This window comes from Acinetobacter sp. BWR-L5, from assembly GCF_039655985.1.
Lineage (GTDB): Bacteria > Pseudomonadota > Gammaproteobacteria > Pseudomonadales > Moraxellaceae > Acinetobacter > Acinetobacter johnsonii.
The window spans coordinates 428059-449501 of sequence record NZ_JAGFEV010000001.1; the positions used below are offsets into that span (position 1 = coordinate 428059).

Genomic DNA, 21443 nt, shown 5'->3' on the forward strand with positions numbered 1-21443 from the left:
TCTTTTTTTACGTCTTTAAAATAATCTCTGGAGAACCTTATGCATCCCATCGTCATCATTGGCTCAGGTATGGCAGGCTATGCTGTAGCACGTGAATTTCGCAAGCTGAACCCTGAACAAGAGCTGCTTATGCTATGTGCAGATGATGCGACTAATTATGCCAAACCAACATTGTCCAATGCCTTTGTTGCCAACAAAGCGCCTGAACAGATTGCTTTGGGTGATGCAGAGAAAATGGCAACACAACTGAAAATGCAAATTGCCACGCATACTTGGGTGAAAGAGATTCATGCTGAACAGCAGCAGTTAACCGTTATTAAAGATGGCGCTGAATCTACACAGCCCTACTCTCAATTGGTTTTAGCGGTAGGTGCAAACCCAATTCGCTTAGCCATTGCGGGCGATGGAAGCAATAACATTCAAGTTGTAAACAATCTAGACGACTATAAAACCTTCCGTGCAGAACTTGATAAGCGTGCAGACAAACGCGTAGTCATTTTAGGTGCTGGTCTCATCGGCTGTGAATTTGCCAATGATTTACAACATACAGGCCATCAAGCCACCGTTATCGACTTGGCAAACCAGCCTTTGGGCCGTTTATTGCCAGCGCATGTTTCAACTGCCTTTAAAGAAAACCTTGAGGCAACGGGTATTCATTTTGTCCTTGGCACCACAGTTGAAAAAGTGTCTAAAATTGAAAATGGTGACTATGTTGTGACCTTGGCCAACGGTCAGTCTTTAGTTGCCGATGTTGTTTTATCTGCAATTGGCTTACAACCAAGCATTTCCCTTGCAAAAGAGGCAGATATTCAAACCAGTCGTGGCATTTTGACCAATACACAACTTGAGACCAATCAGCCGCATATCTACGCGGTCGGAGATTGTGCTGAAGTCAATGGACTCTTGCTACCTTATGTCATGCCAATTATGCAGCAAGCACGCGCTTTAGCGAAAACCTTAAATGGCGAGACCACTGCGGTGCATTACCCTGCTATGCCTGTAGCAGTTAAAACACCCGCTGCACCGCTCACTGTTTTACCTGCACCAATTGATGCAGAGGTGAACTGGGAAACTGAGGAATTAGACGATGGCATGATTGCCAAAGCCCTAGACAGTCAAGGTACACTTCGCGGCTTCGTACTGCTTGGAGCAACCGCAGCGAAACAACGTTTAGCATTAACAAAACTGGTTCCAGACTTGATTCCAGCACAGGTTTAGAGTTTAAATAAAAGGACATTTATAACAATAGATGTCCTTTATGTGAGGATTACAATAATGAATAGCGCACTCCAATATAATCTTTCACCCTATACCTCTTTCATGCGCGAAACCAAAGTCGACTTAGGCAATGGTATTGAACTCCATGTCGAAATCGGTGGAGAAGACCATCATCCGACCATTGTTTTGATCATGGGCTTAGGAGCACAGCTCTTATTTTGGCCTGATTTCTTCTGTAAATCTCTGATTGATCAAGGTTTTCGTATCATTCGCTTTGATAACCGTGATATTGGCTTATCTTCAAAAATTAAACATCAAGGTCCACGCTTAAACACCCTCAAACTAATGGGGCGTTTTGCTTTAGGTTTAGATAACCGTGGTGCACCTTATGACTTATACGACATGGCTGACGATGTGGCACTACTCTTAGACCGTTTAGGTTTAGATGAAAGCTATGTGATTGGCGCATCCATGGGCGGTATGATTGGGCAAATTCTAGCAGCGCGTCATCCACAAAAAGTCAAAAAGCTCGGCTTAATGTTCACCAGTAACAACCAACCTTTACTACCTCCCCCTTTTCCAAAGCAACTCTTTAGTCTAATTGGTCGACCTGAATCGACCGATGAAGAAGGAATTGTAAGCCATTCTTTGAAAGTGTTTAAGCTTATTGGCTCACCTGATTATCACAATCCAATCGAGTCAATTCAGACTTCTCGCAAATTATATCGCCGAAGTTATTACCCTGCGGGTGTACTTCAACAGTTTTTAGCAATATTATGTACAGGTTCTTTATTGCAACTGGACAAACAGATTCAACAACCGACCCTTGTGGTGCACGGTTCGCGAGACCGTTTACTCCCGCCTAGTCACGGAAAGGCCGTTGCGAAGGCAATTATGGGTGCTAAATTTGAATTAATTGATGGAATGGGGCATGATATCCCACCGCACTTCATTCCAAATCTTAGCGAATTATTTGCACAACACTTTAAATCATAATCATTAGGACACTATGGCTGCATTACCATCCTTAAGACAGCTGTCATATCTCGTTACACTGTCAGAAACGCTGCATTTCACTGAAGCTGCACGCCGTTCATTTGTAACCCAATCGACTTTGTCGGGCGGGATTATGGAGCTTGAACGCCTACTCGGTGGCGTACTTGTAGAGCGTGATCGCCAAAATGTGCGCTTAACTCCTCTAGGCGAGCAAGTCGTTGCTCGTGCTCGTGTTCTACTGGCAGATGCTCAAGACCTGATGCGTTTAAGCCGAGAAATGAGCGAGCCTTTAACTGGTGATTTACATCTAGGTGTTATTCCAACCATTGCGCCATTTATTCTGGCGCAATTGTTAGATGAAGTGCATAAGCAACTCCCTAAAATTCAACTACATTTACACGAAGCGCAAAGTGAGAAAATTGTAGAAAAACTCGAACATGGCAATTTAGACATGGTCGTTTTGGCTCTACCTTTTGATACACGTGGCTTAAAAGTTGCTGAAGTCGCAAAAGAAAGTTTGTTTTTGGTCTGCAATAAATCAGATATTGCAAGCCAAGCCAAATCGCTGGACGACTTAGACCTTTCACGTTTAATGTTGCTTGAAGAAGGCCACTGCTTACGTGACCACACTTTAAGTGCCTGCCCAATTGGTGAGCGTAAAAACGACCATCGTTTAAAAGCGAGTTCTTTACCGACCCTTGTAGAAATGGTATCGGCTGATCTTGGTTTTACCTTATTACCTGAAATCGCAATTCATACCAATATGATTAAAGCGAATCCAGATTTGATGGTCAAACAAATTGAAGCTGCTCCAAGCCGTATCTTGGCTTTGGTGACACGTAAAAGCACCCCGCTACAAAGCGAATTTGATGTTCTATTACAAATCCTGCAAAAAATTACTCAAGATCTGCACTAAGCTTATTTTAGTGCATAAAAAAGGAGTCAAACATGACTCCTTTTTTTTTGTGCCTGAATCTTTTTTAGACCAAAGCACCCCTCTAAAGTTATTTAATCACATCTAGCAAATAACGCTGTGCATTATGCTCGGTTTCGCCTTCAGCTGGCGTCGCACGAAGCCAAGTTCCATCACCCTGTAGTAACCAAGCTTGTTGATTATCCTGCAAATAGGTCAACAACCCTTGCTGATAAATACGTTTTTTCAAAGCTGGATCTTCAATTGGGAAACAGGCCTCAACACGATTAAATAGATTCCGATCCATCCAATCGGCACTCGAACCATAAATACGCGCATCGCCATTATTACTAAAATAGAAAACACGCGTATGTTCTAAGAAACGCCCCACGATCGAACGTACACGAATGTTTTCCGAAAGCCCTGGCAAGCCTGGGCGTAGACAACAAATTGAACGAATAATGAGATCAATTTGTACACCCGCCTGCGATGCCTCATACAGCTTGTTGATCAGTTGCACTTCAGTTAGTGCATTCACTTTCACAATAATCTGCGCTTTCTTACCCGCTTTCGCATTGGCAATTTCATCATCAATAAAATTGATCAGTTGTGCATGGAGCGTAAACGGCGCATGAAGTAGCTTTTTCAGCTTCGCCATTTTCCCCATACCCGTCAGTTCTTGGAAAATACGGTGTACATCTTCACATAGCTCTTTATCGGTCGTGAGCAAGCCATAGTCGGTATAAATTCGTGCATTACCCGCATGGTAGTTACCCGTTCCCAAGTGCACATAACGAACGAGTTTATTATTTTCACGGCGTACCACAAGAATCATTTTGGCATGAGTTTTATAGCCCACAATGCCGTAAACAACCACTGCGCCCGCTTCTTGTAGCACATTTGCTACTTCGATATTTGACTCTTCATCAAAACGCGCACGCAGCTCAATCACCGCGGTAACTTCTTTCCCATTACGTGCTGCTTCTGCTAGGACTTGTACAATTTCAGAGTCTGCACCACTGCGGTAGAGGGTTTGTTTAATCGCCAACACTTGTGGGTCACGTGCTGCTTCACGCAACAAGTTAATCACAGGTGCGAAAGATTCAAACGGATGATGTAGTAAAATATCCTGCTTCTGCATTGCAGAGAACATGCTTTCCGACTTTTTCAACACTTTAGGAATAACAGGAATATGTGCGTCATAACGTAGATGTGGACGTTTAAAATTGGACAATAAACGCGCCAAGTTCACAGGTCCTTCGACTTTATACAACTGCTCCTGATGCAGATCAAATTCATCTAGCAAGTAGTTATAGATATGTTCTGGACAGTTTTGTGTAACTTCTAAACGTACTGCACGTCCGAAACGACGCGAACTCAACTCACCTTTCAGCGCTTTGGCTAAGTCTTCCACATCTTCATTGAGCGCCAAATCGGCATTCCGTGTGACACGGAACTGATAACAGCCAGTTGCTGTCATCCCTGGGAACAAGTCAGAAACATGCTCATGGATAATGGCTGAAAGCATCACATGATGCTCTTTTCCACCTGTGAGTTCATCCGGTAGACGAACCACACGTGGCAATGAACGTGGTGCAGGCACAACGGCCAAATCAATCTGACGACCAAATGCGTCTTTCCCTTCCAAAGTCACAATAAAGTTGAGACTTTTATTCACTAAACGCGGAAATGGATGCGCAGGGTCAAGGCTAATCGGTGTTAAGACAGGTGCGACCTGTTCTTGGAAATATTTCTTCACCCATGAAGACTGTGCAGGCGTCAGTTCCCCACGGCGTAAGAAGCAAATGTCTTCCTCACGCAGTTTTGGCAAAATTTCATCATTGAGAATACGATACTGACGTTCAATTGCAGCATGTGCAGTTTGTGAAATTTGGTCGAGAACTTGGCGTGGGGTTAAGCCATCGGGGCTACGACTTTCATTGCCCAGATCTAACTGTTCCATGACGCCTGCAACACGAATTTCAAAGAACTCATCTAAGTTACGTGAAAAAATCAGTAAGAAATTCATCCGTTCTAACAGCGGATGTAAAGGATCTACGGCTTGTTCCAATACACGTAAATGGAAATCTAATATCGATAACTCACGGTTAATATAGCGATCGTTATACGCGTATTCAGGTTGTAGTATCGGAGATGTGCTTGCTGCCGTATTCATAGCTAACCTTTGATTATTTGAATGCGTTTTATCATGATAAGTATGCTTCAATTTTGTGACAATTTCATAAAAAAAAGCCCATAAATTTGGGCTTTTTCAGATCAATCAAATTAAGGGATATCGCTATAGCGCATATACTTTCGAATCATGCGCTCGCGGTTTTGCAACTTACGGTCATTTTGATGGTCTTGGTAGTATTTCGGATTGGGTAAAATGGCCGCTAAAAAGACCGCCTGCTCTCGGCTTAAGCTACGTGAACTTTTACCAAAGTAGTGTTGGGTTGCAGCTTCGACGCCATAGATATTATCGCCAAACTCCACCGAGTTCAGATATACCTCTAAGATGCGTTCTTTGCTCCACATCCGTTCCATCATCCAAGTTGCAACAGCTTCCTGACCTTTACGAATGAATGAACGCTTGTTATATAAAAATAAGTTTTTGGCCAATTGCTGAGAAATCGTCGAACCGCCCGCAACCACTTTGCCCGTGTCATTATTACGTTCAAGCGCCGCTTGAATCCCATCCCAGTCAAAACCATGATGTTGCATAAATTTGCCATCTTCAGCCGCAACAATGGCTTTTTTCATGTACTCACTGATCTCATCATAATCACGCCATTCATGTTGAATGGGTTTAGATGGCTCAGACCAATAATCAATCCGCATAAACATGGTGGTTTCCACTGGCTTGTAACGCCACCACGCTAGACTTGCAAAAATCCACAACTGTACCAAAAGCACGAAGCTGACAACGACTAACAAACTACGAACAATAAAAGCTTTCATGCCAGTGGCTTACTCCAAAAATCATTTTTATTCATGCTAAGCTTGGGCAAATATAGCAAAATTTTAGCAAGAATAGCATGACCGAGCTTACACCTCCGCAAATCAAAACAAAATTTGACGTACATTTATGGTGGATTACCGCCGTCATTATTGCCGTGAATGTTGGGCTGTTTTTTTGGCAAGTCCTGCATGGCATGGATGTCAGCAATCCAAGTACAGCCGATGCCATACGCTGGGGAGCAGACTATGCACCACTTACCTTCTTGGCTGAACCGATGCGTTTATTGAGCAGTATGTTCTTTCATTTTGGCTTGGTTCACCTCATGTTGAACATGTGGGCGTTGTATATTTTTGGCAGTGTGTTGGAGCAAATGTTTGGACGTGTCTATTTTCTTGCGCTATATGTTCTTGCTGGTCTCATGGGTAGCTTGCTCAGTGGTTATATTGCCATTCAAGACAGTTATGAACTAATTCGTGAGGGTTTAGCAAACCCTGAACTCTTGCCGCGTGTCGGTGCAGGGGCTTCAGGTGCGGTCATGGGACTGGGGGCAGCACTGACGGTTCTATCCCTTCTGCCGATGCTCCCACAGCAACGTTTTATTTTAGATAAAAAGACCCTGCTCATCGTGATGGGAATCAACTTAGCCATGGGCTTTATGATTTCAGGTATTAATAATGCCGCACATATTGGCGGCATGTTGATGGGTGCTGTTTTGGCGGCACTTTGGTATCTCTCCCAAAAAACGCAGCAGCGTTGGATTATGCCGCTGAGCCTTGTTTTGGCAGCCTGCGGTTCGTATTGGGTTTACTTACACTGCCAAAACCTTGTGGTCTATATTCAACCCTTATGGTCAGAAGTGTTAATGATGATGCGTCAACAGCTCAATTTCTAAGATTCAACACTTAACGTATTAAGAGATCAATCACGATTGATTGATCTCTCTCAAACTTTGTAAAGGTGGAATATCACTGAGATAACTTAATCGATAACGCCCAATCAGCGCGCAGAGTAAGGTCATGAACAGTGGTAAAATGAGCCAGATTTCCCAGTGTGGCTGAATGGCTAATCCCATGCGATAACATGCGACCGCACTTATTGCTTCAGCAAATAAACAAGAAACCACACCTGCCATAAAACCAATAAAGCCAATTTCTAGACTGAGCATGCTTCTGAGTTTTTGCTTGGAACCACCAAATGAACGTAATAGCGCCACCTCACGTTTGCGCTCATCCATGAGTAAGTTCAGGCACGCAATTAAAACCAGAATACCTGAAATACTCACTAAAACTGCAAGGATCGTGACAATCTGCACCAGCACCGTCACGATGCGCTTAATTTCATCTAAAATTAAACTGACATCAATAAAGACGGTGTTGGAAAATTGTTGAATGATACTGACCAATTTCGCTTTGTCAGACTCGGGTACATAAAAACTACCCAAATAACTGCCCGCATTTTCATCCATAGTTTGGGGCGCAAAAATAAAGAAGAAGTTTGGACTAAAACTTTCCCATTCTACAGTTCTTAAGTTTGCCACTTTGGCGTGAATGACACCCTCTGGTAAGCTAAAGGTCAGTTGATCCCCCACTTTTATCCCAAGCTCTGTTGCGGTATTGGCTTCTACCGAAACTTGTCCTTTTGCTGTGAGTTTTGATGCGCCAGAGACAATCATATTGTCTTTAGGATAACTGTCTGCTTGAGTCAAATTTAATTCGCGGCGCAAGGAATTATTTTGCTTCACCAAATCCGCAGCAAAAGGCTGTCCATTTTTGGCAATCAGTCTACCTCGAATATTCGGATAGAGCGGCGTACTGTTCCAGTGGTTCTGCTCAATTTGTGCTTTTAACTCAGGCATGTCAAAAGGCGGTAAACCATATAGAAACTGATTGGGCGTTCCCGCAGGAATTTGTTGCTGCCAACGTTCTAACAAATCGGTTCGTAGCACAGCTAAGACCGTAATTAAACTGAGCCCCAAAGCCAAAGCGGTAATCTGAAATGCAGTCTGATAAGGCGTACGGACATAAGCAGAAATCGCATTTTTTAAGCCACGGATAAACTTCAAACTCAGCCAGACCACACTGTATAACACTGCACATAGAATGATAATTGCACCAATCACCATGGCTGTCAGTACCATGTTTTCAGTCAGAACGATACTAAACAGCACCAGACTTGCCGTTCCTGCGAGCAGCATCCAAAACATAGACGAAACCGATTTTTCTTGACTGCGAATAACACGTATCGGTGGAGTATTCAAAAGCTCCCAAAAACTCGGTAAGACAAAACCCAGAAGCACTACGGCACTGGTCAACATGGCAATCGGAATCGGCCCGAGCAGCATATCCCACGCTGAAAACGCAATACTTAAGTGTGGAATCAGTTGTAACATCAACTGTAACAAGCCATAACCCAGCCCGACACCCACGACACTCCCGACCAGCATGGCAAGTAAGAACACCACACCCAACAAGCTGAGATAAGCCCAGAGAATTTGTGACTTCGCCGCCCCCATACAACGCAATAGCGCAATGTGGTCTTGGTTTTGTTGTACAAAGCGCTGACTGGTCAGAGCAATCGCAATTCCACACAGCAAAATTGTTAAAATATTCGCCAACTGCAAAAAAGTGTCCAAATTTGCAATTGGTTTCATTAAGCGGGTATTACCCTCACTGGCATTGCGTAAGCGTAAGCTGTTTTGTGGTTCTTCCGCATTAGGACTTTGAGCTGCCGCATCTACGTCCATAGGTGCTGCATTTTGCTTCTTAAAATTTGCTTCAAACTGCTGAGTATTTTGTGCTGTACCTGCCATCAGTAAACGATAGTCAATCCGACTACCGACTTGTATGGCATTGGTCTTGGCAATATCTGCTTCAGAAATAATCACCGTTGGCGAGAAACCTGAAAAGCCCAACTCTTGATTGGAATCATGCTCAATCAAACCTGTCACCTTGAAAGTACCATCTGCAATATTCAGCTGATCGCCCAGTTTAACCTGTAGCAAATCCTTAGCACGCTGACTCAACCACACTTCATCCGAAGCAATATGCTTCGCCGCAGGCTGAATGCGTAACTCTCCGCGCAGAGGAAAAGCTTGATCGATGGCTTTCACATTGACCATAACAAACTGATCATTGGTATATGCCATCGAACTAAAGACAGTGACTTCGGATTGTTTTAAATTAAGAGCTTTCGCTTGCGCTTTCCATTTCGGATCGAGCTTTTGACTGTCCGTTAAAACCAAATCCCCTGCTAGCATCTCGGCGGCTTGCAGCGCTACGGCATTTTGAATTTGCTCATTACTAAACTTCAGCGCAGTCGTTGCACTGATCGCGAGAATCAACGCAATAATCAATAAATACACACCACTACTTTTAAAACTTTGCTTCAGTAAGGGTTGAAATAAAGAATTCATTTTATCCTCCCGTTCGAGGATGTTCGATCAACTGCCCATCGAGTAATTCAAAATGTCGTTGGCACTGCTCCGCAAGCGTATGATCGTGGGTTACTAAAATCAGGGTCGTACCCAACTCACGGTTCAATTGAAACAATAGTTGCTCAATTTCTCGCGCAGTTTGACTGTCTAAGTTTCCTGTTGGTTCATCGGCAAAGATAATTTTTGGCTCAGCAATCAGCGCACGGGCAATTGCGACGCGCTGCTGCTCCCCACCCGAAAGTACCTTCGGTGTTTGGGTGGCCTGTCGCTCCAATCCAACTTTTTGCAACAAACTCAAAGCGCGTTGCTCCGCTTCAGCGAAGTTAAATGATGCATGAAGCCGTAACGGCAGCATCACATTTTCAACAGCAGTCAGGTGTGGTAGCAGTTGAAAGGACTGAAACACAAAGCCAATATGCTTTAAACGCACCTGTGCACGCTGTTCTTCATTGAGCTTGGAAATACTTTCACCACAAACGATTAACTCACCACCGCTAGCCTGATCTAAAGTCGCCAAAATACCCAGTAAGGTAGATTTTCCTGAACCTGAACGTCCTGTAATTGCGACTTGTTCACCTGCTAATATGCTCAGACTCAAATCTGAGAAAATGGTCAGTTCTTTTTGCGGAAGTTTAATCTTTTGTGTCAGTTGCTGGGCAGAAATAATCACTTGTGGCATGATGCTTACATCACTATGAACTTGGGTCATAACATCCCTATATGCAAATATTCGTGCAAAATCGCAAATTTAAAAAACGTATCAGTTCATACTTGGTTTTGCTTGCACTGTGCCTAAGCCCCACTTGGGTTTTTGCAAAAACCGTGATGGTTTTAGGAGATAGCATTAGTGCAGGTTATGGCATAGAACCACAGCAAGCATGGGTAAATTTACTGCAAAAACGGTTAGACCAACAGTATCCGAAACAACACAAAGTGGTCAATGCCAGTGTGAGTGGTGAAACCACCAGTGGCGCTTTGGCTCGTTTACCCAAACTGTTACAAACGCATAAGCCAAATGTGGTGGTGATTGAGCTTGGCGGGAATGATGGACTGCGGGGCCAGCCACCTCAGATGATTCAAAAAAATTTAGCGCAATTGATTCAACAGAGTCAAAAAGCCAATGCCACTGTGGTTGTCTTGGGGATGAAAATGCCACCAAACTATGGCACAGCCTATAGCAAGGCATTTGAAAATAATTACAAAGTGGTCAGTCAACAATACAAAGTTAAATTGCTGCCCTTCTTTTTGGAAGGTGTAGCGGGAAATAAAAGCTTGATGCAAAAAGATTTGGTCCATCCAAATAGCAAGGCACAGCCTATTTTATTAAATTTAGCTTATCCCTATATAAAAGGCGCTTTATAAAGCGCCTTTTATTCTGATCATATCCGCTGATCAGAAGTCAAAAAAAACCACTTCACCACTTTCAAGTGAGTACTCAGCGCCAACCACTTGTAACTTGCCTTTAGCAATCAAGCTTTCAAGCACAGCTGAGCCATGACGTAACTGATTTACAGAGGCAAATACATTTGAACGCACCGCGTGTTTAGACAGTTTGCATAAGTCATGTTTCAGTTCAGTTTGCATCAAGGTTTCAACCGAAGGACGTACACGGTTTACAATCGACATCAAGTTTGCAGAAGGTGGGCTATCTGGGTTCATCAGAGTGTCAATGGTGGCTTGAATCGCGCCACAGTGGCTATGACCAAGTACCACAACTACCGCACAATCATAACGCTCAGCAGCAAACTCAACACTGCCAACCTGTGAAGGTGCAACTACATTTCCTGCAACACGAATAACAAACAGATCACCCAAACCTTGGTCAAATACCATTTCTGCAGGCACACGAGAATCAGAACATCCCAGTACAATGGCAAATGGATTTTGGTCTTCCGCCATCTCTGCTCGTGCTTGGTGAGACAATTGCTTATGGTGGGTTGTCTCACCCGCTACAAAACGTTGGTTACCTTGTTTTAGACGGCTTAAAGCTTCTTGAGCTGTTAGCATTCCCTTTCCCACTCGGTTGTTATTAAGTTGGACTAGTTTAATCCCAGCGAAATTGATTGTCACTTGCAAAAAACATAGCGGCTTCTTTTTTTGCTTAATTTTAAATTTGCATTTTATATCAATAAAACCATTACACAGTTCACACTTTATCCAAATGCAGTATATCCTTTCAAATAAATAATTAATGACATTTGCATGAAAGCTATTAGAATCAAACAGACCTGTAAATAAACATAAAAACTATTCAAAATCAGAGCATTTTTATCTTATTCGGTCAGTTTTTTCATTCATCTCCGTTTAAGGATGAACCATGATGATGCGCTCAAAATCCGTCTTGAAACAAAGTCTAAAGGCCGGTCTATTCGCCTTAGCTTTGTCATTTTCTTTCGCCAGCCATGCGGTCGAAAATACCATCATCAAAGACAAACTCAGTTTACAAAGCTACCTTCTACAAGAACGCGTCACCGCCGGCTTAAAAACTAAAACACTTAAAGTGGATGATATCGTTTGGAGCTATAACGAAGGTGGTGCAGTTGATAAACCGACTATTTTGTTGATTCATGGTTTTGCTGGAAATCGGGACAATTGGAACCGTGTGGCACAGTTTCTAACGCCGTATTACCACGTGGTCATCCCTGACCTTCCGACCAATGGCGACACCAAAGTCCCTGATGATTTTGATCTCTCTATGCCAAATGTCACAGAGCGACTCCGACGTTTTGTTGAAGCCATTCATATACAAGATAAGCTGAATGTTGCAGGACATTCTATCGGTGGTTCTATTGCAACCCTATATGCCGCGCAATATCCTTTTGACACGCAAAGTTTGTTTCTATTAAACAGTGCAGGCATTTATAAAAACGCCAACACCAACTATGCCAAAGACCCGCAATATTTAAAGCACTTGATTGTGAGCAAGCCGGGCGATTTAGATGATGTAATGCAACGTGTCATGCAAACCCCAATCAAAATGCCCTATTATTTAAAACGCGCCCAAGAAAAACAGTTAATTACTCAAGCTGAAAAAAACAGTAAAGTGATTGATCAATTGGTGACCTTGAACCGAATTTATACCACAGACTCCTTTGCCCGAGTGACCCGTAACATTGAAGCACCCACCCTCATTTTATGGGGTAAGCAGGACAAAATTATCAATGTCGAAGTGGCGAATGAGCTCAAATCTTTATTGAAACGTGCTGAAGCTCCTGTCATCCTTAACAATGTTGGTCATATGCCACTTTTGGAGGCAGAACAAGCTGTTGCACAGCACTACCTGCCTTTTCTTGCAAAAACACAAAAGTTAAAAAATCCATTGGCTGATAAACTGATTCCACTAAATTAATTTTGTTGAGTACGTATGCAGAAACACCCGATGATTGAGCAGCTCATTGAAGCTCATCTTAATTTTTTAGATCATGAGTTTTCGCAAGCAAGTACCGTACAAAATGAATCCACCCTCTTTTATCACTGGTTTAGAAAACAAACTTTGCAGCAACTGTGGAGCTTTGAAGACATCAATGCGCTGTTGCAAAAACAAATCTTAGCCACACCTGCAACCGATCATCTGATTTCACAAATTGCTGAGCATATCAAGTTTGCTTTGATTCACCCCATCAATGAAACAACAAAAATTGCCGATGTGATTCCTGTACTCACCATCGATAAAATTGCGCAGTATGTCGCGAGTAAAAGTGGGCATCGTCAGCGTCTAATTAAAACTGTGGTAAATAACCCAGCTTTTTCAGCCATGATTACCCAGCTGATTCAACACTCGATTCAAGACTATTTGAACAACTCTGTGATGACTAAACGTGTGCCGGGTGTTTCTAGTTTTATGAAAATGGGCAAGTCCGTACTGGAAACCGTCACAGACTCAAACCTAAATGACACTATTGGGCATTATTTGCAAAAGAACATCTTAAAACTCAGTCAAATGAGCGAACAAGTGTTAAATCAAAACTTTAATGATGAAAAGCTATATCACTTTCAAGCCAACCTCTGGCACAAAATCAAAGATATGCCTTTATCAGTTTTGAAAAATTATATTGAAGTACAGGACTTGCCTCAAACCGTCGCTATGGGTCACGAAATTTGGGAGCATATGCGTCAAACCGACTATCTCCAGCAACAGGTGCATGATGGTGTTTACGCTTGGTATATTCGTAACCAAGAACGGCCTTTTGATTTACTCCTACGTGACTTAAATATCGACGAAGCCTTAGTCCAAAATCAACTTCAAGATTTGTTGAACCCTATTATTCAAGAGCTCATTCGTTCTGATTACTTACGTGATCGAGCACGCTATTATTTAGAACAGTTTTATTATTCTGACCAAGCACAGAGTATTTTAATCCCCTAAATAAAAAGACCCGTTGAAGAAACGGGTCTTTAATTCTTATTTCTATGTATTAGAAATTAGCAACAAAACTTACACCATAGCGACGACCATCTAAAGTTTGCTCGCCATCAGCATTCTGTGCAGTTTCATCTAACACATTATAAACACCAAATTTACCTTTCAAGTTTGGTGCAAATTTATAGTTGAAACCAACATCGAGGAAGTTATATCCAGGAATTGGGTCAGACATACTTGAGCGACCTAAATACGGTGTAGTTTCTCCGCGCACATGTAATCGGCTCCAAATATTCAAAGCATCGGTTAAGTCATGATCTACTGTTACATTAAATACATGTTCAGGCATGCCATTTAAAGGCTGCCCTTTAAATTGACCTGATTTAATTTCTGTATCTGTAAACGTATAATTTGCAGTTAAGGTTGTATATTCAGCTAATTTGGCATCAAATGTCACCTCTACACCACGTAACTCAGCTTTACCAATGTTTTCACGTGTGCTGATAAATGCAAATGGAATACCGTTTTCAGAACATTTCCACGTTGAAACATCATTACGGTTGTAGTCAGCATTACCCGTTGAATCACATTCACGAATTTCTTCAATTCGATCTTTAAACTGAGTTACATAACCTGTAATAGAGGTATTAACGTGATCATTGTTCCAGTAAAAACCTAACTCTGAAGTAACAGTTGATTCTGGTTCTAGGTCTGGATTTGCTTTAATAATTCCTCGACCCGTTGTTGTTGGAGAACCACTTCCTCCTGTCACACTATAGAAGCCGTCAGTCACAGAACGAATATCTGGTTGTTTATAACCTGTAGAAACCCCACCCTTCACGGTAAATTGGTCAGTAAAGTTATAAACACCATAAACTCTCGGAGAAATATTACCTTGATATAGTTCATCATGGTCATAACGGGCCCCAAGCGTTAAATTAAAGCGATCGGTTAAACTCCATGTGTCTTCTAAGAATGCAGCAGCTGACCAACGTGTCAATTCATCAAACTCTGGAACCAACGGATTTCGGTTTGTTGCTCGATCTAACAAACTTTCATCTTTATAATACCCACCAAAAGCCAGTGTATGATTACCTAACAACCAATTCCACTGTGTATTTGCAGTCCATGTTTCTAAATCAATTCCCTTCGTTCCCACGACTGTATTTTCACGATCTGGGTTTTTAGAATTTTCATATTGAATATAAGATTTACTATCCAAATTATCGGTATATCGCCCATTATGCGTTAAGGCATAAACACTACGTATATTTCGACTTGCAGAGTCAGTACCTGTTACCGCAACCGTTTTACCTGCCGTAGCCTCAGACTCTTGCGTGAAGAAATTTGCCTCTACAGCTAAGTCGTGTTGATCATTAAGCACATAAGTTAAACGTGAATTTAAACTTTCCGTTGTATGGCCTGTAAAACCACCTAAATAAGAGTCTTCTTTTCTCTCTAAACGATTTAGACCTAACTGCAAGCCAACTTTATCTTGAATAATCGGCCCTGCTAAATAAACAGAACCATTACGGATGTCTCCAGAATTATTTTTATCCTGAATAGTTGTGCCTAACTCAACATTCCCAGTCCAAACATCCGTCACCTTTTTAGTAATAATATTAATTACACCACCCATTGCATCAGAACCATACAATGTAGATGCTGGACCACGGATAATTTCAATGCGTTCGATAGATGCAACTGGAGGAAGAATGTTTTTCTCCATACCATAGTCATCGCCATTTGGATTAACATCTTTAGAATATTGACGCTTTCCATCGACTAAGAACAAGGTGTAATTCGAAGACATTCCTCGAATACTAACTGTTTGACTTGCATTTTCACCCGTAATGACAACACCCGGAACACTTCTCAAAACATCTGTAATATCGTTATATTCACGCTTATCTAATTCTTCACGGCTAATCACAGTAATTGATGCTGGTGCTTTTGAAACATCCTGCTCATAACCCGTTGCCGATACAACAATCGTCTGTAATTGTGTTGCTTCTTTCTCTTTTGTGGTTTCCACAACGTCATTTGCCATCGCAAATGAACTCATTGCCCCTACAACAGCCAAAGCTAAAGTTGATCTCGTCAGATTTTTACCCATAACGCATACACCCAAATACAAAAAAAGGAGAGATTGTGTAAATTTCGTAGGGCATTTTAACAAACGATAAACATATTGCAATAAATATTGATAATTATTCTCAATTACATTTTAGCTTTAGATAAAATATAACCCCCTAATTTAAGGAGGTTATTTGGTAAAGTGGATTCAAATTTATTTGAAGTACGCGCCTTCAGCCTGCGTATGATCCGTCTGGTCAATCACACGACGTAACTCAGGAATGTGTTGTTGCAGGGTCGTTTCAACACCCTGTTTCAAGGTGACGTCAATTGCTGAACAACCTTGGCAACCACCACCGAATTTCAGTACAGCCGTTAAACCATGTTCTTCATCTTCAACAACTTCAACCAATGCACAGTTACCACCATGCCCTGCTAGACCTGGGTTAATTTCAGACTGAAGAATATATGTAATACGCTCTTCAATCGATGCATCAGGACCAACGCGTGGTACTTTCGAGTTTGGTGCACGGAAAGTTAACTGCCCACCAAAACGGTCTTTGTTGTAATCAATCACTGCATCTAATAGATATGGAATAGACGGTGTATCGATATACGCAGGAAAGTCTGGATAATCTTGACGGTAATCGGTTGGGATCACTTCTTCAGGCGCGCTATATGCCATACAACATTCAGCACGTGGTGTACCCGGATTTTCAACAAATACACGTACAGCAATGCCCGGTGTATTTTGTTTTTCTAATAAATCACGTAAATACTCTTGTGCAGTCGGAGTAATCAATAAGTTTGGAATTTCCTCTGCAACTGCAGTGCTGCTGTTCTCAGTCGACATAACAATCATTTCCTCAAGCTGAAGTTGCTATTTTAACTGAAGATGCGGGGTAATTAAAAAAAATCAACCAAAATTGTCGGATTTATTGTGAAAGTTCATCTTTTCGCTCAATTTAATGGCATTATGACCACAAGATAGTTATATGTAGAACATCTCAGAAATGTTGGATTTACCTTTTAATCATACAGTTACGATCATTATTATTACTGTCATTATTTCTATGGTGGCATTTTCAAATCAGAACGTGATGAACCGTCTGATTTTCTGGCCTCCTGCGATGCAACGTGGACAATACGATCGTTTTATTACACATGGCTTTATTCATGCCGATGGTATGCATCTCCTGTTCAATATGTTCACCTTGTTTTTCTTTGGTAGCATTATTGAAAGTTTTTACCGTCAATACTTCTATGAGTTAGGCTTTATTTTGTTTTATCTGGGTGGTTTAATTTTTGCCATTTTACCAAGTTATTTAAAACATAAAAATGATGTGCGCTGGGCAAGCCTTGGTGCTTCTGGTGCGGTCTCTGCGGTATTGTTCGCTTATGTGTTGTTTGAACCTTGGAAGCTGATTTTTGTATTTTTTATTCCCGTACCTGCGATTATTTTTGCAGTGTTGTACGTGGCATATAGCATCTGGTCAGGTAAAAAAGGCAACTCCAACATCAATCATAGCGCCCATCTTTGGGGAGCTGCTTATGGGGTCATCATGACCTTAATTTTAGAGCCGCGTCTTATCCCACACTTTCTGAACAAATTAACCCAGTTACCTATTTAAAGCCGAACCCCTAGATTGCAAATGGATTGCATCCATACGCATATAGGCTTAGTAACATTTTTTCACAGCAACGGGTGGTCCTGATTTTTACAATAAACATCAGGACAACTATAAACCAAGGAAATTGCGATGAAAATAATGTCTATATTTGCAGCCTTGATGATCAGCCTCAGTTTTACAGCCTGTGCGGTACACACCCCTGAAGGGAGTATCATCGTCGATCCTGATCGTTCTTATTATCCTCATGGCCAAGGCGATTTCTGTCCACCCGGACAGGCCAAAAAAGGTCGCTGCTAAACTCAAAAGCCTTCTGTTCAGAAGGCTTTTTTATTACATATATTTTTACATAAATTTGGCATGAAATGCCAAGCAGGAATTTGATTTGGCATAGATAATGTTTACAACTGTATATAAATAGCAAATGCCAGTGAGATTTCTTGCATGTCCAATCCCTTAGATGGTCTTCAATTTCCAATTTACTCGAAAACACAAAAAGTTAGTACCTCACGTACAGGGAAAGAGATTATTGCAGAGGCCTTAGCCAATGTTGATCACCAAACCTCTGTTACTGCACTTACAGAAAAGAACTGGCGTAAACAATATCCACGCTATTTTAAATCCTTAGTTGAATTTGGGATTCGTAATCAAATTGCACCGATTCAAATGGCACAAGATGGGCTCAACAAAGCACATAATGTGTTTGAGTTTTATCGAGATGGGCAAAAGCATCTCCTCAAAGATGTAATGTCACTTGAAAGCGCACCACTGCATACTATTAAACTCAAAGGCGAAAGTCATGCGACGCCTGAATGGTCAGTGCCTTATAAAGGCCAACAACTCAAAGGGGGTACTTTACTTGCACAAATCCAAACATGGTTAGATGCAGGTGTGATTGAACCAAGCCATGCTGAAGCACTGATTGCTTGTGTAGAACATCCTGAATGGTTTGATTTATCAGATCGCACGATGGTTTTGTTCGGTGCGGCCTCTGAAGCAGGTCCACTCACATGGTTAGCCCAATGGAAAGCCAATATTGTGGCGGTTGATTTACCCAATAGTCGTGTATGGGGCAAAATTTTAGACACTATCCAACACGGCAATGCCACGCTATATGCCCCATCGGTTGAAGCGCTGAGTGCAGAAACACCTGTCGCTGTTTTAAAAGAAAAACTAGGCGCAAACCTACTGACACAAGTACCTGAAATTGCACAATGGTTGGTACAAAACCCACATCAGTTAGATTTGGCTGCGATTGCTTATTTGGATGGTGAAAAACATGTCCGCGTTTCCGTTGCAATGGATGCGATCATGCAATATGTCAGTGCACAAAAAGCAGATACCAGTTTGATGTATATGTGTACACCTACCGATGTCTATGCAGTTCCAGAAGAAGTCATTACCGCATCTGAGCAAAAGTTCAGTGGACGCTCTAAAACACAGCAAGTGATCAGCAAGAGTATTTCAACCCTCAGCGGGCAACTTTTCTTTAAGAAAAACCTACATGACCTCGTCGAATCAGATAATGACAAGTCTTACGGCATCACCGACTGTTTAGTGATTGAGCAAGGGCCAAACTATGCATTGGCTAAACGTATTCAGCAGTGGCGTGCAACGCTTGCTCGCTCGGAAGGTCAACGCGTCAGCATCAATATTGCGCCATCAACCACCACGCATTCTGTCACCAAAAATCCACTGCTCAAAGCCGCATTTAATGGGGCGAGCTTGTTTGATGTTGAAGCCTTTAAGCCAGCAACCACCAATGCCATCATGGCGGCTTTATGGATCCATGATCTGCGCAATCCTGAGTCTGTAGCCAATCCAGAGAACAAACTTGAACATCCTCTAGAGCTGATGATGCATGGTGCCAATCACGGTGGCTTATGGCGTGTCGCTTATTTAGCACGTACCGCACTACCCTTTGCTGCGCTTTATGGTTTTGCCGCAGACAAGCTACCACTCAACAAAGTATTTGCTTTACTGAAAAAGTAGACCTTGAAAACCCGCTTCAAAAATACAGAGCAAAAAAAGCGCTACCTTCGGTAGCGTTTTTTATTATTGGTTTTTACACATCAGATTAAACGAACTGTAGGAACAACCAGAACAAACCACCTGATAAACAGATCGTCGCTGGCAAGGTAAAGATCCAAGCCGAAAGAATGGTTCTCACTGTTGCAAAGTTTAGACCTGACTTATTCGCCACCATGGTCCCTGCTACCGCAGAGTTCAATACGTGTGTGGTCGATACGGGCATACCAAAGCCATCCGCGGCTGCAATCGTGGTCATCGCCACCAATTCTGCTGACATGCCTTGACCATAAGTCATATGGTTTTTACCAATACGCTCACCTACAGTCACGACAATACGCTTCCAACCGACCATCGTACCTAGACCTAAAGCCAATGCCACAGCCACTTTCACCCACGTTGGGATGTACTGTAAGAATGAATCTAAGTTACTACGATATTCTTTTACTGTCTTTTTGCCCGCTTCCGACATCGCTGGCAATTGATTCTCTTTATCCAAACGTTTGAACGCTGTCGTGCTTAAGTACATGTCATTACGTAGTGCAGAAACTTCAGCTTCCGGAATATCTTTAAGATCTCCATAATGACCAACACGCTCACCCAAATGATCTGTCAAACTGGCTAAAGCAGGTACGACTTCTGGGGTCATTTCTTTGGTTTGAATATATTGCGTGATCACCGTACGGGCTTTTTCATCTGCAATATCGTTATGATTCGGATAAATCACAGCCGCAGTTTGATCTGAAAGTTGAGCAAATGACTGAATATGCTGTGAATCTAAATTCTTATTTAAAGAATAAGCCAAAGGCACAATACCAATCAAAATCAGCATGATTAGCCCCATACCTTTTTGACCGTCATTTGAACCGTGCGCAAAACTCACACCTGTACAGGTAAAAATCAAAATGGCACGAATCAAAGGCGGCGGTGGTTTGTTGCCTTCAGGTGGTTGAAACAGTTCCAGTTGTTTCTTAAAGATTTTTTTCACCAATAAGAACAACACTGCTGCAAAAGCAAAACCGATCATAGGTGAAAACAGTAAAGCTTTACCGACTTTAATCACCTGATCCATATCGACGCCCGAAGCACCACTGCCTGAATGCATCAGGTAGTTCATGATGCCCACACCCAAGATCGAACCAATCAAAGTGTGCGAACTTGATGCTGGAATACCCAAGAACCATGTGCCCAAGTTCCACAAAATCGCAGCAATCAACATGGCAAATACCATGGCAAAACCTGCACCTGAGCTGACATTCATAATCAACTCAACGGGCAGCAGCGCAATAATACCGTAAGCCACTGCACCACTTGCGACCATAACCCCAAGGAAGTTACAGAAACCAGCCCACATCACCGCAACAGGCGCAGACAGTGCATTGGTATAAATGACCGTTGCAACCGCATTGGCAGTGTCGTGGAAGCCATTAACAAACTCAAAACCCAAAGCAATGAACAACGCCGTCGCTAAAAGGATTAAAGAGTAAAGATTCAGTGCAGGAACATGCGATAAGTCAGCAGAAAGCTGAAAGCCAATATAAATTAGCGTTGAAATAATGACCGTTAAAAACACCGGCATAAAAAATTTCGGTGTAGGTACGTGCACATTCGTCGACTTGACCTGTGTCACGTGCACCTGATCTTGGACGGGAGGAATATTAGAATTCATGCAGACGGCTAAAGAGGATATCAATATCCCCTATTGTTCAATTTAATTGTGACAATTATATGACAAATGCGTGTCACATGAAGCCAATTTTTTCATAATTGGCTTATTTTAGATCAGCATTAAATCGCTTATAAGCCTTGAATGCACTGTGCTGGCTCAA

General features: G+C 42.2%; 18 protein-coding genes. 10 read left to right on the plus strand and 8 right to left on the minus strand.

Going from position 1 to position 21443, the window contains the following annotated elements; genetic code table 11:
• Positions 1–39 precede the first annotated feature (39 nt).
• Genes JZ787_RS02135 through oxyR form a run of 3 tightly spaced genes read left to right on the plus strand, consistent with a single transcriptional unit; the run spans position 40 to position 3130 of the window.
• The gene (locus JZ787_RS02135) at positions 40–1218 is read left to right on the plus strand and encodes an FAD-dependent oxidoreductase (RefSeq protein WP_346311515.1); all 1179 of its coding nucleotides are present in this window, start codon (positions 40–42) and stop codon (positions 1216–1218) included.
• A gap of 57 nt (positions 1219–1275) precedes the next feature.
• Positions 1276–2214 carry an alpha/beta hydrolase gene (locus JZ787_RS02140; RefSeq protein WP_346311516.1) on the plus strand — a complete coding sequence of 313 codons (939 nt, stop codon included), beginning with the start codon at positions 1276–1278 and terminating at the stop codon, positions 2212–2214.
• A gap of 13 nt (positions 2215–2227) precedes the next feature.
• Positions 2228–3130 carry a LysR family transcriptional regulator OxyR gene (gene oxyR / locus JZ787_RS02145; protein ID WP_004981021.1) on the plus strand — a complete coding sequence of 301 codons (903 nt, stop codon included), beginning with the start codon at positions 2228–2230 and terminating at the stop codon, positions 3128–3130.
• 88 nt (positions 3131–3218) lie between these two features.
• Here oxyR and ppk1 read toward each other — a convergent pair whose 3' ends face one another.
• Complete coding sequence (gene ppk1 / locus JZ787_RS02150) at positions 3219–5303, minus strand: polyphosphate kinase 1 (RefSeq protein WP_125274041.1); 2085 nt, start codon at positions 5301–5303, stop codon at positions 3219–3221.
• A 110-nt stretch (positions 5304–5413) separates the two neighbouring features.
• Positions 5414–6088 carry a monofunctional biosynthetic peptidoglycan transglycosylase gene (gene mtgA, locus JZ787_RS02155; RefSeq protein WP_004694386.1) on the minus strand — a complete coding sequence of 225 codons (675 nt, stop codon included), beginning with the start codon at positions 6086–6088 and terminating at the stop codon, positions 5414–5416.
• A gap of 77 nt (positions 6089–6165) precedes the next feature.
• On the opposite strand from mtgA, the gene JZ787_RS02160 reads away from it, so the two are divergent.
• Positions 6166–6981, plus strand: a complete 816-nt coding sequence (locus JZ787_RS02160) for a rhomboid family intramembrane serine protease (RefSeq protein ID WP_346311517.1) — start codon at positions 6166–6168, stop codon at positions 6979–6981.
• 30 nt (positions 6982–7011) lie between these two features.
• Here the strand turns inward: JZ787_RS02160 and JZ787_RS02165 are convergent, their stop codons facing one another.
• Positions 7012–9501, minus strand: coding sequence for an FtsX-like permease family protein (locus JZ787_RS02165; protein ID WP_346311518.1), 2490 nt, complete (start codon positions 9499–9501; stop codon positions 7012–7014).
• 1 nt (position 9502) lies between these two features.
• Entirely contained in the window at positions 9503–10231 is a 729-nt protein-coding gene (locus JZ787_RS02170; RefSeq protein ID WP_087010517.1) for an ABC transporter ATP-binding protein, read from the minus strand.
• 11 nt (positions 10232–10242) lie between these two features.
• On the opposite strand from JZ787_RS02170, the gene JZ787_RS02175 reads away from it, so the two are divergent.
• Positions 10243–10884: an arylesterase gene (locus JZ787_RS02175; protein ID WP_346311519.1), complete on the plus strand. Its 642-nt coding sequence runs from the start codon at positions 10243–10245 to the stop codon at positions 10882–10884.
• 30 nt (positions 10885–10914) lie between these two features.
• Here the strand turns inward: JZ787_RS02175 and JZ787_RS02180 are convergent, their stop codons facing one another.
• Positions 10915–11529, minus strand: coding sequence for a carbonic anhydrase (locus JZ787_RS02180; RefSeq protein ID WP_004981036.1), 615 nt, complete (start codon positions 11527–11529; stop codon positions 10915–10917).
• A gap of 310 nt (positions 11530–11839) precedes the next feature.
• Here JZ787_RS02180 and JZ787_RS02185 point away from each other — a divergent pair, with 310 nt between their 5' ends.
• The gene (locus JZ787_RS02185) at positions 11840–12871 is read left to right on the plus strand and encodes an alpha/beta hydrolase (RefSeq protein ID WP_148826457.1); all 1032 of its coding nucleotides are present in this window, start codon (positions 11840–11842) and stop codon (positions 12869–12871) included.
• 15 nt (positions 12872–12886) lie between these two features.
• A complete protein-coding gene (locus JZ787_RS02190; protein WP_234951416.1) occupies positions 12887–13888 on the plus strand; it encodes a hypothetical protein in 1002 nt (333 codons plus the stop codon).
• 49 nt (positions 13889–13937) lie between these two features.
• Here the strand turns inward: JZ787_RS02190 and JZ787_RS02195 are convergent, their stop codons facing one another.
• Together JZ787_RS02195 and nfuA are read right to left on the minus strand one after the other, a co-directional pair.
• Positions 13938–15998, minus strand: a complete 2061-nt coding sequence (locus tag JZ787_RS02195; RefSeq protein ID WP_346311520.1) for a TonB-dependent receptor — start codon at positions 15996–15998, stop codon at positions 13938–13940.
• A gap of 174 nt (positions 15999–16172) precedes the next feature.
• Positions 16173–16811, minus strand: coding sequence for a Fe-S biogenesis protein NfuA (gene nfuA / locus JZ787_RS02200; protein ID WP_004981041.1), 639 nt, complete (start codon positions 16809–16811; stop codon positions 16173–16175).
• A gap of 160 nt (positions 16812–16971) precedes the next feature.
• On the opposite strand from nfuA, the gene JZ787_RS02205 reads away from it, so the two are divergent.
• The 3 genes from JZ787_RS02205 (at position 16972) to JZ787_RS02215 (ending at position 19578) form a co-directional block, all read left to right on the plus strand.
• Positions 16972–17589, plus strand: a complete 618-nt coding sequence (locus JZ787_RS02205) for a rhomboid family intramembrane serine protease (protein ID WP_004981045.1) — start codon at positions 16972–16974, stop codon at positions 17587–17589.
• A gap of 129 nt (positions 17590–17718) precedes the next feature.
• Positions 17719–17886, plus strand: a complete 168-nt coding sequence (locus JZ787_RS02210; protein WP_004694400.1) for a hypothetical protein — start codon at positions 17719–17721, stop codon at positions 17884–17886.
• A 144-nt stretch (positions 17887–18030) separates the two neighbouring features.
• The gene (locus tag JZ787_RS02215; RefSeq protein ID WP_346311521.1) at positions 18031–19578 is read left to right on the plus strand and encodes a hypothetical protein; all 1548 of its coding nucleotides are present in this window, start codon (positions 18031–18033) and stop codon (positions 19576–19578) included.
• Between the two features lie 85 nt (positions 19579–19663).
• Here JZ787_RS02215 and JZ787_RS02220 read toward each other — a convergent pair whose 3' ends face one another.
• The gene (locus JZ787_RS02220; RefSeq protein WP_346311522.1) at positions 19664–21283 is read right to left on the minus strand and encodes an inorganic phosphate transporter; all 1620 of its coding nucleotides are present in this window, start codon (positions 21281–21283) and stop codon (positions 19664–19666) included.
• Positions 21284–21443 lie beyond the last annotated feature (160 nt).